The 15,073-nt window shown below is 36.3% G+C and carries 12 protein-coding genes; 8 read left to right on the top strand and 4 right to left on the bottom strand.

Annotation, left to right across the window (positions count from 1 at the left end):
* Positions 1-98: 98 nt before the first annotated feature.
* Entirely contained in the window at positions 99-1,667 is a 1,569-nt protein-coding gene (locus NSQ59_RS16230; RefSeq protein ID WP_126650088.1) for an IS1182 family transposase, read from the bottom strand.
* 414 nt (positions 1,668-2,081) lie between these two features.
* Between NSQ59_RS16230 and NSQ59_RS16225 the strand changes: the two genes are divergently transcribed.
* The 4 genes from NSQ59_RS16225 to NSQ59_RS16210 all read left to right on the top strand — a co-directional run bounded on the left by NSQ59_RS16225 (position 2,082) and on the right by NSQ59_RS16210 (position 7,483).
* On the top strand, positions 2,082-2,456 hold the full coding sequence (locus tag NSQ59_RS16225) for a glyoxalase (protein ID WP_055740334.1): 375 nt from the start codon (positions 2,082-2,084) through the stop codon (positions 2,454-2,456).
* Positions 2,457-2,583: 127 nt separating this feature from the next.
* The gene (gene mutS / locus NSQ59_RS16220; protein ID WP_055740333.1) at positions 2,584-5,172 is read left to right on the top strand and encodes a DNA mismatch repair protein MutS; all 2,589 of its coding nucleotides are present in this window, start codon (positions 2,584-2,586) and stop codon (positions 5,170-5,172) included.
* Positions 5,173-5,184: 12 nt separating this feature from the next.
* Positions 5,185-7,095, top strand: a complete 1,911-nt coding sequence (gene mutL, locus NSQ59_RS16215; protein WP_055740332.1) for a DNA mismatch repair endonuclease MutL — start codon at positions 5,185-5,187, stop codon at positions 7,093-7,095.
* 163 nt (positions 7,096-7,258) lie between these two features.
* A complete protein-coding gene (locus tag NSQ59_RS16210; RefSeq protein ID WP_055740331.1) occupies positions 7,259-7,483 on the top strand; it encodes a hypothetical protein in 225 nt (74 codons plus the stop codon).
* Between the two features lie 46 nt (positions 7,484-7,529).
* Here the strand turns inward: NSQ59_RS16210 and NSQ59_RS16205 are convergent, their stop codons facing one another.
* From NSQ59_RS16205 to sda, 3 genes are all read right to left on the bottom strand, one after another.
* Positions 7,530-8,147, bottom strand: coding sequence for a hypothetical protein (locus tag NSQ59_RS16205; protein WP_055740330.1), 618 nt, complete (start codon positions 8,145-8,147; stop codon positions 7,530-7,532).
* 150 nt (positions 8,148-8,297) lie between these two features.
* Positions 8,298-8,621 carry an SPW repeat protein gene (locus tag NSQ59_RS16200; protein ID WP_055740329.1) on the bottom strand — a complete coding sequence of 108 codons (324 nt, stop codon included), beginning with the start codon at positions 8,619-8,621 and terminating at the stop codon, positions 8,298-8,300.
* Positions 8,622-8,823: 202 nt separating this feature from the next.
* A complete protein-coding gene (gene sda, locus NSQ59_RS16195; protein WP_083489362.1) occupies positions 8,824-8,973 on the bottom strand; it encodes a sporulation histidine kinase inhibitor Sda in 150 nt (49 codons plus the stop codon).
* A 287-nt stretch (positions 8,974-9,260) separates the two neighbouring features.
* Here sda and NSQ59_RS16190 point away from each other — a divergent pair, with 287 nt between their 5' ends.
* The 4 genes from NSQ59_RS16190 (at position 9,261) to ltrA (ending at position 15,020) form a co-directional block, all read left to right on the top strand.
* On the top strand, positions 9,261-11,651 hold the full coding sequence (locus NSQ59_RS16190) for a penicillin acylase family protein (RefSeq protein WP_340832316.1): 2,391 nt from the start codon (positions 9,261-9,263) through the stop codon (positions 11,649-11,651).
* Positions 11,652-11,876: 225 nt separating this feature from the next.
* Positions 11,877-12,827, top strand: coding sequence for a tRNA (adenosine(37)-N6)-dimethylallyltransferase MiaA (miaA, locus tag NSQ59_RS16185; protein WP_055740327.1), 951 nt, complete (start codon positions 11,877-11,879; stop codon positions 12,825-12,827).
* Between the two features lie 32 nt (positions 12,828-12,859).
* Positions 12,860-13,090, top strand: a complete 231-nt coding sequence (gene hfq / locus NSQ59_RS16180; protein ID WP_055740326.1) for an RNA chaperone Hfq — start codon at positions 12,860-12,862, stop codon at positions 13,088-13,090.
* A gap of 670 nt (positions 13,091-13,760) precedes the next feature.
* Positions 13,761-15,020, top strand: a complete 1,260-nt coding sequence (ltrA, locus tag NSQ59_RS16175; RefSeq protein WP_055737770.1) for a group II intron reverse transcriptase/maturase — start codon at positions 13,761-13,763, stop codon at positions 15,018-15,020.
* Positions 15,021-15,073 lie beyond the last annotated feature (53 nt).

Here is a 15,073-nt window from a genome sequence, read left to right as displayed (position 1 = left end):
GAGGCTGGGACATAACTAGCTTCAAATAGTGAGAAAGGTGAATTTGAGGGAACTCAAATTCACCTTTCTCTATTTTTGCGTTTAAATTTTCTATTACCTTAGTTGTTGGTAGTGAATTTTCTTAAATTCACTGCCATTAACGCGAGGCCCATTTCGTTTTCTACCTTCGATTTTCCTCGTACAGAAAATCGAGTGAAACGCAAATTAGCCTTCAAGAATCCAAAAACTGGTTCCACATCGATTTTGCGTTTTCGATAGATGGCACTCGTTTTCTCTTCTGAAAGCTTCGCTCTTACATATTCTTTTTGCTGTTCCCATTTTTCATTCACCATTAGTTTTCGATTGTTGCCTTCTTTTGCTTTGGTACAGGATGAACGGAATGGGCATCCCGAACAGTCTTCGCACTCGTAGATTTTGAACTTCCGTTGGAAACCTGTACGGTCATTACGGACTGAATAATATTGATATTCAAGACGTTTCTGATTAGGGCATGTATAGGTATCTGTTTCTTGATCATACTTCCAGTTGTCGGGATTAAAAGTGTTTTGTTTGTACTTTTTCTTTTGTTCCTTCAAATACATATTATACGTAATAAGTGCTTCTCGTTTTCTGTTTAAAAGGATATCATTAAAGTTTTGTTCACTACCGTAACCTGCATCTGCGACAATGTGCTTCGGTAACTCGAAATAATGCTGCTCGATCTCATCTAAAAATGGAATTAACGTACGCGTATCTGTTGGGTTTGAAAATAAACTATAGGCAAGCGCGTATTGGCCCTCCGTTGCGATTTGTACATTGTAACCAGCTTTCAATTGGCCGTTTTGCATATAATCATCTTTCATTCGCATAAATGTCGCATCTGGATCTGTTTTAGAATAGCTATTACGCGTGCCAAAGATTTCAAAGTCTTGTTGGTATTTCTGTTTTCGCAGGACAAAATCAATCAACTGTTTTCGCACTTGTTTTGGGTATTTGCGTTCATTTCTTAAAGCTTTTCGTTCTGGAACGTCTGATGATGCTTCTATTTGTTTATCATACTCAGTTACCACATCGTCCACTTTTTGAACCAATTGAGAGAGTTCTTCCAATGACAACTGTTCATCGCTTTCACGTTCTATTTCAGGTATAATTTCGTTTTCAAGTAGTTCATTGTATAGCTGGTTTGACTTTTCAATTAAACTTTGATGATATTTCTCCATCGATTTCTTCCAGACAAACGTAAATTTATTCGCATTCGCTTCAATCTTTGTACCATCGATAAAAACCGCTTCTTGATCGATAAGTTTTTCTTCGATCAATTGGCAACGAAATTGGACGAAACATTGGCGAATTAAATCTTTCACTTCCGATTGAACACGGAATCGGTTGATGGTGCGGTAGCTTGGTTCATATCCTTGAGCTAACCACATCATACGGATACTATCTTTTAATAGGGCTTCTATTTTGCGTCCTGAAAAGATAGATTGCGTATAGGCACATAAGATAATTTTAAGCATCATGCGTGGATGGTAGGCAGGGCAACCATTATTTCGCAGAAATGGTTCGAACGCTTCAAGAGGGATACTTTCAACTAAATGATGGATATGGAAGGCAATATCATTTTTTTGTAATTTTACTTCTAAATCTAAAGGCAAAACTAATTGATTCATGGTATAATTTTTAAACATAAGGATCCTTCTTTCTGTATAATTTTGTTGTGGTGACTTAATTTTATCAGAAGTGGTCCTTATTTTTATTCAAAAAATAATCAAAGCCGGTGAAATTTTACTTATCGTGAAATTTCACCGGCTTTTTCATCTCAGAGGCGGGTTTTGTCCCAGCCTCTCTTTTTTTAAGAGATTAGAAAATATAAGTTTTGGATGACAAAAGTATTGAACAAGTATAGACTTTGCCTACCCAAAGACATCGTCTAGCGTATTTCTCCGTCTTCTTACTGCGAAATCCTAACACCGATGAACAAAGCGCACCACACTTTTCTTATTCACTTTTCTTATAGGTATCCATAATAAATTTATATAAGGAATTTTTCTAATAAATCTGTACAATGGAGATGAAAATAATCATATAAGGGGATGTTTCCTGTGTCTTTTCGTTTTCAGGGTATTGTCCATATACAATTAGCTGCACCGAAAGGTTGTGAGGATCAAGCTAGACATTTTTTTGCGAATATACTAGGTTTAACAGAAATTCCTAAGCCTGAAAATTTAAGAGCAAGAGGTGGCTGCTGGTTCCAATGTGGAAACCAGGAAATTCACATCGGGGTCGAGGAAGATTTTAAACCAGCGAAAAAAGCCCATCCAGGATTAGTTGTCACTAATATCATGGATTTGAAAAATACATTGAAACTGCATCAAATTGAGTGGAAAGAGGAACCTCCAATTGAAGGAAGAGAACGGATACATGTCACAGATCCATTTGGTAATAGAATGGAATTTCTTGAATTCATAAATGGGTAATAGTACGAAATCGGTTGGGAGAACCAACCGATTTTTTCATAATTGTTAGATTACATGAAGATTGATTTCCGTTTATGTTATAATAATTTTTAGCTAAATATGTTGAACGGAAAGGAATTTGGTAGAAATGAGTCAATACACCCCAATGATTCTACAATATTTGCAGGTGAAGGCAGATTATCAAGATGCCTTTTTATTTTTTCGCTTAGGTGATTTTTATGAAATGTTTTTCGAGGATGCTATAAAGGCATCACAGGAATTAGAAATTACACTAACCAGTCGTGACGGCGGCAGTACGGAGAGAATTCCAATGTGTGGTGTCCCGTACCATTCTGCCGCTAATTATATTGAACAGCTTGTGGAGAAAGGTTACAAAGTAGCTATATGTGAACAAGTGGAAGATCCAAAAACAGCAAAAGGAGTGGTGAAAAGGGAAGTTGTTCAGCTAATCACACCCGGTACCATGATGGAGGGGAAAGGAATTGCTGAAAAAGAAAATAATTTTATTGCTTCTATTACTTCTTTTGATGATCGTTCCTTTGGTTTAGCTTATACTGATTTATCTACGGGTGAAGGCCATGTAACATTTATTGATAGCGATTTTGAACAAGTAGTGAATGAATTATCTATTTTAGGCGTAAAAGAAGTGGTAGTTTCGGAAATCTTTGATGATTTATTTATTAAACAATTAAAGGAACGAAACCATATAACCATATCTTTTGAAAATGATACGGAAATAAAAACGGAGTTTGCGAGAATAATAGCCGATATTGAATCGGGAGAATTGAAACAAACGGTTATACGCCTTTTAAATTATTTACACAGGACACAAAAGCGAAGCTTAGATCATTTACAGCCTATTACGACAGTTGATCTTCATCAATTTATGAAAATTGATTACTATTCCAAACGAAATCTAGAGTTGACAGAGACCATTCGTTCAAAAGGGAAAAAAGGATCATTATTGTGGCTCCTTGATGAAACAATGACTTCTATGGGTGGAAGACGTTTGAAAAATTGGATTGACAGACCGCTTATTGACAGCCGTGCAATCGAAAAAAGACATTTATTAGTAGAAATATTTATGGAACATTTTTTTGAACGTCAAGAATTAAGAGAACGTTTGAAGGAAGTATATGATTTAGAAAGGCTTGCGGGAAGAGTGGCATTTGGAAACGTGAATGCACGGGATTTAATTCAATTAAAACATTCCTTACAGCAAGTTCCTGCTATACATGCTATTATGGAACAATTTCATCATGAAGAAGCATTGAAACTATCAAATAGTTTGGATCCTTGTGAAGAACTAACAGACCTTCTGGAAAGAAGTATTCTTGAAAATCCTCCAATCTCTGTAAAAGAAGGCGGAATTATTCAAAATGGATTTAATGCTGAATTAGATCAATACCGTGATGCAAGCCGCAATGGGAAAACATGGCTTGCTCGTCTAGAGCAGGAAGAGCGAAATCGCACGGGAATTAAATCGTTAAAAATCGGCTACAACCGGGTATTTGGTTATTATATTGAAGTAACGAAATCTAATTTGCATTTATTAGAAGAAGGGCGTTATGAAAGAAAACAAACCTTAACAAACGCAGAGAGATTTATAACACCGGAACTTAAAGAAAAGGAAGCACTAATTTTACAAGCGGAAGAAAAAAGTACAGAATTGGAGTATGAATTATTTCTACAAATTCGCGAGTCGGTAAAAGAATTTATTCCGCGTTTACAGAGACTAGCTCAAATCATTAGTGAAATAGATGTTCTTCAATGCTTTGCAAGCGTCAGTGAAAAAAGACATTATGTAAAGCCAATTTTTAATAAAGAACGGAAAATAGTAATTAAAGATGGGCGTCATCCGGTTGTGGAAAAAGTTATGGATGCACAGGAATATGTTCCTAATGACTGTTATATGGATAAGGAACGTGAAATGCTCTTAATTACAGGGCCCAATATGTCCGGTAAAAGTACTTTTATGAGACAGATTGCATTAACCTCCATACTTGCGCAAATTGGTTGCTTTGTTCCTGCAAGTCAAGCAATTTTGCCAGTTTTTGATCAAGTATTTACGAGAATTGGTGCTGCAGATGATTTAATTTCAGGTCAAAGTACGTTTATGGTGGAAATGCTGGAAGCAAGAAATGCAATTATGAATGCAACTCAAAATAGTCTTATATTATTTGATGAAATTGGCCGAGGTACTTCCACATATGATGGGATGGCACTTGCCCAAGCCATTATAGAATATATACATGATCGTATCGGGGCAAAAACATTATTCTCCACTCATTACCACGAATTAACGGTATTAGAAGAAAATCTGGAACAATTAAAAAACATTCACGTAAGTGCGATGGAGCAGAATGGGAAAGTGGTCTTTTTACACAAGATTAAAGAAGGCCCAGCAGATAAAAGCTATGGAATTCATGTTGCTGAACTTGCAGAGCTCCCACATGAATTAATTGTTCGAGCAAATGAAATTCTTGCTGAACTGGAAGAGAATTCTGATCAGGTTAAAGAAACTCCAAAGATGAAGGAGGAAACGGTTCAGGCACAGCTTTCCTTCTTCGAAGAGCCGAATACGAAGGTAAAACAAGAAACATCTTCAAAAGACAAGAAAATTTTAGAAGAACTAAAGAGTATCAATTTATTAGAAATGAATCCATTGCAAGCAATGAATGTGCTCTATGAATTACAGAAAAAAATAAAAAGTTAGGTGGTGTGCTCCTTGGGGAAAATTATTCAACTGGACGATATCCTATCGAATAAAATTGCAGCAGGTGAGGTAGTGGAACGACCTGCCTCCGTTGTAAAGGAGCTTGTCGAAAATGCCATTGACGCAGATAGCAGCATCGTGGAGATTGAGATTGAGGAAGCAGGACTTGGAAAAATCAGAATTATTGATAACGGGTCCGGTATGGAGGAGGATGATGTCCTCCTTGCTTTCCATCGCCATGCAACGAGTAAAATAAAAGATGAGAATGATTTATTTCGAATCCGGACACTAGGGTTTAGGGGAGAAGCCCTGCCAAGTATTGCTTCGGTATCTCACCTTGAAATGTCATCTTCAACAGGCATTGAGTCAGGAACTAAAGTTGTCGTCGAAGGTGGTAAGCTGCTGAGCAAAGAGAAAAGCCCGGGGAGAAAAGGGACAGATATAGTCGTTACTGACCTATTTTTTAATACTCCTGCTCGTTTTAAATATTTAAAAACCATTCATACCGAGCTCGGAAATATAACGGACGTCGTCAATCGTCTCGCTCTTGCGCACCCGGAAGTTTCCATTCGATTAAGACATAATGAACGATTACTTTTGCAAACAAACGGAAATGGTGATGTTCGCCAAGTACTGGCGGCGATTTATGGGATGAATATCGCAAAACAAATGATTCCCATTTCAACTAGCTCCCTCGATTTCAAAATCAGCGGTTACATTTCTTTACCGGAGATAACGAGAGCATCACGTAACTATATTTCTACTATGATAAATGGTCGTTTTATTAAAAATTATTCATTGGTTAAAGCCATTCAAGAAGGTTATCATACCTTATTGCCAATTGGTCGTTTTCCAATCATCTTATTAAACATTGAAATGGACCCGATTTTAGTTGATGTTAATGTCCATCCGTCCAAACTGGAAGTAAGACTTAGTAAAGAACAGGAGCTAAATGACCTTGTATCGAGCACTATAAAAGCGTCATTTAAAGATAAAGTACTTATTCCATCAGGCAATATTCAGCAAATGGAAAAAGAAGCTCCACCCATTCAAACATCTTTACAACTTGATCATTTACCTTTACCGGAAATGGATCATTCTGTTCAAAAAAAGGAAAATCAATTTGATTTTCGAAAGTCAGGATATTCTAAAGAAGAAACATCTCTTCCTTTTGAAGATGTGAAAAGAGTATTTCATTTAGACGAAAATAAACCAGTATCTGTTCCATATGATGAGGACGAGGATCTTGTTTTTCCGGAAGTGGTGCAGGAGCCAGCATACGAGATGGAATCGAATGATACCGCTCTAATAGCAGAGAATAAGGAGGCACAAACTACTAGCCGAATTCCGCCTCTTTATCCAATAGGACAAATGCATGGAACCTATATTTTTGCACAAAATGATCAAGGACTGTATATTATTGATCAACATGCTGCTCAGGAAAGGATAAAATACGAATATTTTCGGGAAAAAGTTGGGAGAGTGGAAAAACAGCTGCAAGACCTCCTTGTTCCTTTAACATTTGAATATTCAACGGACGAATATATTAAAATTCAAGAAAATCTTGAAGAATTAGCCTATGTAGGTGTCTTTATGGAACCTTTTGGTCATAATAGCTTTATTGTTCGTTCCCACCCTGTTTGGTTTCCAAAAGGGGAAGAAAAGGAAACCATTGAGGAGATGGTGGAACAATTATTATCGATGAAAAAGGTGGATGTGAAAAAACTACGCGAGGAAGCAGCAATAATGATGAGCTGTAAGGATTCCATTAAAGCGAATCGTCATTTGCGAAATGATGAAATACAAGCATTGCTAGATTCCTTGCGTACCGCATCTGATCCATTTACGTGTCCACATGGTCGTCCAATTATTATTCATTATTCCGTTTATGAAATGGAAAAGATGTTTAAGAGGGTAATGTAGCCTTCTAAATAGTTAAAATCGGTTAAGTATCTCCGGTTTTAACTATTTTTTTATACATGAAAATATTTACTCCTCATACATAAAAAAGTCATATGATATGAGTATTAAAAGAACATATGTTTGTATATAATAAGAATATACATTATGTTGTGGAGTGATAGAAATGAAAGGCATTCTTTTAAGGGCACTTGATTCAGGAATGAAGCTTGAAATGATCTATATATCTAATAACAATGAAATAACATACCGAACCATTAAGGTATTATCTGTCGAGATTGATTCTTTTAAGGCATATTGCTATTTAAGGAAAAAACAAAGAACATTCGTGATTAAAAATATCCTCTCCATTGGTCCGGAACGTTTAAAATATAATAAAGACATTTCGTAATAAAAATGAATGGTACCAAAGCTCAAATTCCATTCAAATCTTTGCTCTACTTAAGATGTTTAATTTTTTCATGAAGTAATTTTACCTCTTTAAATACCATTTTTCGATTTGCGTGCACCGTATTCATAATCTCATCCAAACTTTTTTCCTCTTTTTTTAATTGAATGATCCTTGATAAATCTGTTTCAGTTGTCTTTGAAATAGCCGCCGCAACAATCAAAAAATGCAGATCTGCATCTTGCTTTAAATAACGACTTATCTCCTCCGGTTTCCGATTGGTATAGTTCGCTAAAATATAAATAATTTTTTCTTTATTTTCCTTATAAAGTAGTTGTTTTGTTCTCCTCATTTGATCTGTTTTTAATTTTTCCAAGTCAACACCAAAATGCTTTGCAGTTTCATGCCAAGATTGATGTTTTTTGTAATATCGTAATATACTTTCGATACTTTTATTTGCATACATCGAAATATGAGCAGCTTTGATAATTTCATGAACCGTATATCCTTGTTTTTCAAGTCTTTGAAAATCCTCATGATTTAATTGTAAGTGTTCCTCTTCCGAGTTAACCGGACTTTCATAGATACTGGCTTTTACCAACGGTAAAGTCAAGAAAGATAATAATGTGATGGTTGCGCATGCGATATATAAAAAATACTTTTTCAACTAGTCAATCACTCCTGTATTTAAGTTCAAAATAGGATTTCCTATTTTAACAAAAGTATGTATACAAAGGGAAATGGCGTAAAAAACAAATCCCCCTAAAGAATCGTTGTCTTTAGGGGGATATATGTGCAAAAGCATATAGACATATTACTAATTGCTCTGTTTTGAACCCACGTTCCACAAGCTAAAAAGAATAGTGACTAGGCCGAGAATAACACTGGTCCAAGTTTCTCCACTGGAAAGGGAATAAACAAAAGGTAAAATAACAAACCATGCCCCGGTTAATACGGTGATCCAGTTTTTCCAAGAATTCCACCCTGTTTCACTCGATGCCCAGAAGGACAATATTAGTTGGATGAGACCAATCACAACACTGGACCAAAGTGCACCAGATTGATCTGAAAATCCTAGAACCCAAGGCGCAATAATAAACCAAACACCAATCAAAGCATTTAATGTACTTCTTGTTTTCATGTTTGCACCTCCTTGATGGTTTACGAAATAATGAATATTTCGTTACTAAATTGTATGAAAAATTATGATAATGTTTCATACAATCTTTATTTTAGACACCTAAAAATATTTAATATTTTTAAATAGGTATGGATTAATGGACTAATTACTTATTGCAAAAAAGAAAAAACAAAAGCAAATAATGCTTTTGTTTCATGACGAGTTACTTATTGTTGGGTTTTATACTTATTAATTGACGCTTTTCAACTTCTGCTTTCAGAATCATGATAAATTCATTCGGCAGATTTAACTGAATAGCTTTTTCGTATGCGCTGATCAGCCGAGCATCCGAAAGAGGAATACAATGTTCCATGATGAAACTTACACTCCTTTCTGATTTTTGCTTCCATAAAGATAGGCATATGAAAAAAATACACTCCAAGAAAAGCGTGAAGGAGTGTACTTTGTCGTTCAGTCAATTAGATGTAACCTGCACAGCAAGTAAAATTATAGTAAATTATTTATGAAATTTCAATAGATTTTGATAATAACAGAACCTTTTGCTCCATATTTTTATAAAATACACAATAATTTTTTATCCCACTATAAAGGACTTTTTTCCTGAATAGCAAATATTCTTAAATACAAGGGGGGAGAAATATGGAGGTTGTGGTAGAGAGAAAACCTATAAAAAAATGGAAAAAGCCTTTATTATGGACAATCATCATTTTAGTGATTTTAGTTTTATTAATAACTGTCTTTTTGAATTTTTACACTTTACGATCACTGCCAAAAACGACGGGAGATGTTTATTTAAAAGAATTAAAAAATCCGGTTAGTGTTATTCGGGATGAAAAGGGTGTACCGCATATTAAGGCTGAAAATTTACATGACTTGTATTACGCTCAGGGGTACGTGGAGGCTCAAGACAGACTTTTTCAAATGGACTTGAGCAGGAGGCAAGCATCAGGCAGATTAAGTGAAGTAGTTGGAAAGGCTACGATAGATCGAGATAAATTTTTCAGAACAATTGGATTAAGAAGGGCGGCAGAGGAATCTTATCAGCAATACTCCAGTGAAGGGAAGAATGTTTTAAAATGGTTTGCAGATGGTGTTAATGCCTATATCAAGGAGGCAATTTCTTCTAAGCGCTTACCAATTGAATTCACCTTATTAAACTATCAGCCTGAAAAATGGACTCCAATTGATTCCTTAACCATTGGAAAATATATGGCTTTTGATTTAGGAGGTCATTGGAATGAACAGGCTTTTAATTATTGGGCACTGAAAAATTTATCAGAGGAAAAAGCGAAAGAATTGCTGCCGAGTTATCCAACAGATGCACCGCTGATCATTTCTCAATTAAAAGATAGTCAAATAAATATTGGAAAGAGCTTTGCGAGTGCAATAAAACCACCAGTATTCAATGGAAGCAATGACTGGGTTGTAAGCGGCGATAAGAGTGTTTCAGGAAAACCATTACTTGCAGATGATCCTCATTTATCTTTGGCGACACCATCCATATGGTATCAAATGCATTTGCAGGCAGAGGATATGAATGTAAGCGGTGTTATATTTGCAGGTATTCCTGGAATCATTCTTGGCTCTAATGAACATATTGCGTGGGGGGTAACTAACACAGGGCCGGATGTTCAAGATTTATATATAGAAAAAAGAAATCCAATAAATGCTAAGCAGTTCCTATACAATGATCAGTGGTATGACGCAACTGTCATTAATGAGCCTATAAAGGTAAAAGGAGAAAAAACGATTCCCTATAAAGTAACAATTACAAAACACGGGCCGGTTATTTCGGAGTTTGCTTACCACAATAAGGATAACGCCGTTTTTTCTTTGCAGTGGACAGCTTTGGAACCATCGAAGGAGCTGGAAGCAGTTTTAAATATGAATAGAGCAAAAAATTGGAATGAATTTGAAAGGGCACTCTTAGACTTTCACACACCTACTCAAAATTTTGTCTTTGCATCAGATGACGGAACTATTGCATATAAAGCAAATGGGAAAATTCCAATTAGGAAAAAAGGTGATGGCCTTTATCCTGTACCTGGTTGGTCCGATGAATATGGATGGAAAGGATACATTCCATTTGACCAGCTGCCAAAAGTCGTAAATCCTATACAAGGGTTTATTTCCAGTGCCAATAACAAAGTAATTGATGAGCAGTATCCCTACCATATTAGTAATGTTTGGGCACAACCGTACCGACAAACAAGAATTCAAGAAGTGCTTAATTCAAAGCAAAAGCTCTCTATTAGAGATATGGAATCATTGCAAATGGATCAAATAAATGTATCGGCAACAGAATTTGTTCCACAATTTCTAGAAGTATTAAATAAAGCACCTTTAACAGATATTGAGCGAAAAGCAATGAATGAGTTGAAAAAATGGAACTATAAAGATGACAAAGAATTTGCAGCACCTTTAATTTATAATCTATGGATGAAAGAAATGCCAAACGTGTTGTTTGAAAAAGAAATTCCAAAGGATGTCTTAGATTTATTTGAAGGGGAATCACAAGCTATCGACCAGCTAATACGAAACGCACTAAGCGGGAATGAAGGTGCATGGGTGAAAGAAAGGGGCGGAATACAGGTAGTTTTACAAAAATCTCTGAAAAATGTGTTATCAGGTTTAAAAGACCATTATGGAGACAAACCTTCAGCTTGGAAATGGGGTGACTACCATAAATTATACTTTGCCCATCCAATTTCCTCCTCTTCTAGTGTATTGGCATGGATCTTTAACCGTGAGAAACCAGTCCCGGTTGGTGGAAGTAAGGTAACCGTTCAAGCGGCTAGTAATAGAGATGATGGGATTGTAGACCATGGGGCATCATGGAGATTTGTTATTGATACAAGTGACATGAATACCTCCTATCATATTGTAGGACCGGGACAGTCGGGCAACGTTAGAAGTAATTGGTATCATGATCAAATAAATGACTGGGTGAATGGAAATTATCATAAAACAATATTAAATATTCATGCTAATGATGGGAAAGAGTTAAAATTATTGCCTTTTGGCAAATAAAATCATGTGACCGACTTAAAAAGAGTCGGTTATTTTTTTATGTATAGGGCAAAATAAGTTTAAACTAAAAATTTTTCGGTTATAATAAATAACTGTTCCAATAATATTATGATAATATGGTACGATAAAGAAGCATTGCTTAATTACATCATTCGATTTTAGGTAATGCAAAATAAACTTCAAAGAAGTCATGGAAATATTTTTTATAAAAGGCTGTGAAATTAATTGAATGATCTTCAGAAGCTTATCGTACTTATCGGCCCCACTGCCGTTGGAAAAACGGACTTAAGCATTTATTTAGCCCAACGTTTTAATGGTGAAATCATTAGCGGTGATTCCATGCAAATTTATAAAAGTATGGATATTGGAACGGCAAAGATATCAAAAGATGAAATGGCAGGAATACCACATCATCTTATTGATATTAAAAATCCAGATGAGCCTTTTTCGGTTGCAGAATTTCAAAAGCTTGTCCGTGAAAAAATAACGGAAATACATAATAGAAATCGCGTTCCGATGATTGTCGGTGGTACAGGTTTATATATTCAATCAGTTCTATATGATTACCGGTTTTCTGATGATGTCGGAAATGATGAAATTAGAACGAAGCTAGAACAAAGGGTCAAAACAGATGGAAATATGGTTTTATATGAAGAATTAAAATCTATTGATCCGAAAAGTGCTGTAAAAATTCATCCAAATAATATTCGAAGGGTTATTCGAGCATTGGAGATTTTTTATTGTACTGGGAAAACAGCATCTGATTATCAAAAGCAACAGGTGCCAAACCTTCTATACAATGTTGCATTAGTTGGTTTAACGATGGACAGGGAACAATTATATAACCGGATTAATAAGCGTGTAGATATTATGATGGAAAATGGTTTATTGGAAGAAGTCAAAAGATTATACGATAGTAATCTTCGTGAGGTACAATCCATACAAGCAATAGGATATAAAGAACTTTACGCTTATTTCGACGGAATCATTACATTAGAAGAAGCGATAGAGAGATTAAAGCAAAACTCTCGTAATTACGCTAAAAGGCAGTTAACATGGTTTCGAAACAAACTGGATGTAACATGGTTTGATATGACGGATAATTCCGAGCGGGCAAAAAAAATAGTGGAAATTTCAAACTTTATTGCAGGAAAGCTACATGTTAAAATCGAATAAATAGTATTAGATATAGAAGAGGAGGACTTAGTATGAAACAAGCAGTGAATATTCAAGATCAATTCTTAAATCAATTAAGAAAAGATGGTACGTCTGTTACAGTTTTTTTGCTTAATGGATTTCAATTAAGAGGTCAGGTAAAAGGCTTTGATAATTTTACCGTATTATTCGAATCTGAAGGAAAACAACAACTTGTTTTTAAACATGCCATATCAACCTTTGCTCCACAAAAAAATGTTCAAATAAATTTTGAAGAAGCATAGAAACCCGCTAGCCGAAAAGCGCTGGAATTGGACAGAGAATGTACATGGTAATAGACTTACTTTCTTAACTTTAAAAAACGTACCTGCAAAGGTACGTTTTTTTTGCATTGTGCGCCCGGCATGGGTGTAGTCTCTAGGGTGAAAGTCCCGAACTGTGAAGGCAGAAGTAGCAGTTAGCTTAACGCAAGGGTGTCCGTGGTGACGCGGAATCTGAAGGAAGCGAGCGGCAAACTTCCGGTCTGAGGAACACGAACTTCATACAAGGCTAGGTATCATTGGATGAGTTTGCAATACAAAACAAAGTCCTTTCTGCCGAAGGTGATACAAAGTAAATGAAGCAGATAGATGGAAGGAAAGATTGCACTCTTACCCGGGGAGGTCTGGTTGATACGCCAAGTACACTTGGTAACCTATCTAGTAATGGATAGCTGAACAATCAGAAGTCAGCCGAAGTCGTAGTACTTGGTTTGCTCGAGAGAATCAAGGAAGGACTGAACCATTTTAGGAGAACAAACACTCGGCAAACGGTTCTTTATGTATGAAAGCAGAAAATTCTTACGGAACCTACCTGAAAGGAAGAAATGGTGAATTCCATGGGGGACTTCGGGAGGGCTTAGTAAAGAACCCACTTAATGAGAATGTATTGTTCACGTAGAAAGGATAAATCTCAATGTTAATGGAACGAATGCTGTCACGGGAAAATCTTTTATTGGCATTAAAGCGAGTAGAAAAGAACAAAGGAAGTCATGGAGTAGACAATATGTCCGTAAAAGACCTACGAAGACATATTCTCGAAACGTGGGATACACTTAAAACATCCTTAATGGAGGGTACTTATCAACCTTCTCCTGTCCGTCGGGTTGAAATCCCAAAACCGAACGGTGGAGTAAGGTTATTAGGTATCCCAACCGTGACAGACCGTTTCATCCAACAGGCGATTACTCAGATTTTAACCCCTATCTTCGACCCGACTTTTTCAACACAGAGCTATGGTTTTCGACCAAACAAACGAGGTCATGACGGTGTTAGACAAGCGAAGAAATATATCGAAGAGGGATACCGATGGGTAGTCGACATGGACTTGGAGAAATTCTTTGATAAAGTCAATCATGATAGATTAATGCGGACTCTATCCAAAAGGATTCAAGACAGAACGCTCCTATCACTAATTCGGAAGTATCTACAGTCTGGCATTATGATTAATGGAGTCATAACGAAATCCGAGGAGGGTACGCCCCAAGGTGGACCATTAAGTCCTTTACTCTCCAATATCGTTCTAGATGAACTAGACAAAGAGTTAGAAAAGAGAGGGCACAAGTTTGTCCGATACGCAGATGATTGTAATATCTACGTAAAATCGAGAAGAGCCGGAGAGCGAGTAATGGACTCGATTACTACTTTCATTGAATTTACTCTAAAACTAAAGGTGAATCGAGAAAAGTCAGCTGTAGACAGACCTTGGAAAAGAAAGTTTTTAGGTTTTAGCTTCACATTTCATAAGAAACCGAAGGTGCGGATGTCAAACCAAAGTATTCAACGTGTCAAGAAACGGATACGAGAATTAACTTCAAGGTCAAAACCAATTCCAATGGATTATAGAATAGAGAAGCTGAATCAATATTTGATTGGCTGGTGCGGATATTATGCATTAGCAGATACACCCACTATTTTCAAAGAATTAGACGAATGGATTAGAAGGCGTCTCAGAATGTGCCAATGGAAAGAATGGAAGAAACCAAAAACCAAAGTAAGAAAACTCATTGGATTAGGGATTCCAAAAGAGAAGGCATACGAATGGGGAAACTCTAGAAAGAAATATTGGAGAATAGCCAGAAGCCCAATCCTACAGAAAACCCTCACAAACTCCTATTGGGAGATGCGAGGGCTGAAGAGTCTTTATGTGAGATATTCTCAACTACGTCAGACATAAATGGAACCGCCGTATACGGAACCGTACGTACGGTGGTGTGAGAGGTCGGGGGT

The sequence above is a fragment of the Margalitia sp. FSL K6-0131 genome (genome assembly GCF_038008735.1).
GTDB classification, from domain to species: domain Bacteria; phylum Bacillota; class Bacilli; order Bacillales; family Bacillaceae_C; genus Margalitia; species Margalitia shackletonii.
This window is presented reverse-complemented; position numbering and strand designations above follow the sequence as displayed.

Excerpts from the sequence above, each read along its gene's own strand:
- NSQ59_RS16230 (WP_126650088.1), bottom strand. The coding sequence starts at position 1,667 with ATGTTTAAAAATTATACCATGAATCAATTAGTTTTGCCTTTAGATTTA.
- mutS (WP_055740333.1), top strand. The coding sequence starts at position 2,584 with ATGAGTCAATACACCCCAATGATTCTACAATATTTGCAGGTGAAGGCA.
- NSQ59_RS16210 (WP_055740331.1), top strand. The coding sequence starts at position 7,259 with ATGAAAGGCATTCTTTTAAGGGCACTTGATTCAGGAATGAAGCTTGAA.
- NSQ59_RS16200 (WP_055740329.1), bottom strand. The coding sequence starts at position 8,621 with ATGAAAACAAGAAGTACATTAAATGCTTTGATTGGTGTTTGGTTTATT.
- sda (WP_083489362.1), bottom strand. The coding sequence starts at position 8,973 with ATGGAACATTGTATTCCTCTTTCGGATGCTCGGCTGATCAGCGCATAC.
- NSQ59_RS16190 (WP_340832316.1), top strand. The coding sequence starts at position 9,261 with ATGGAGGTTGTGGTAGAGAGAAAACCTATAAAAAAATGGAAAAAGCCT.
- hfq (WP_055740326.1), top strand. The coding sequence starts at position 12,860 with ATGAAACAAGCAGTGAATATTCAAGATCAATTCTTAAATCAATTAAGA.
- ltrA (WP_055737770.1), top strand. The coding sequence starts at position 13,761 with ATGTTAATGGAACGAATGCTGTCACGGGAAAATCTTTTATTGGCATTA.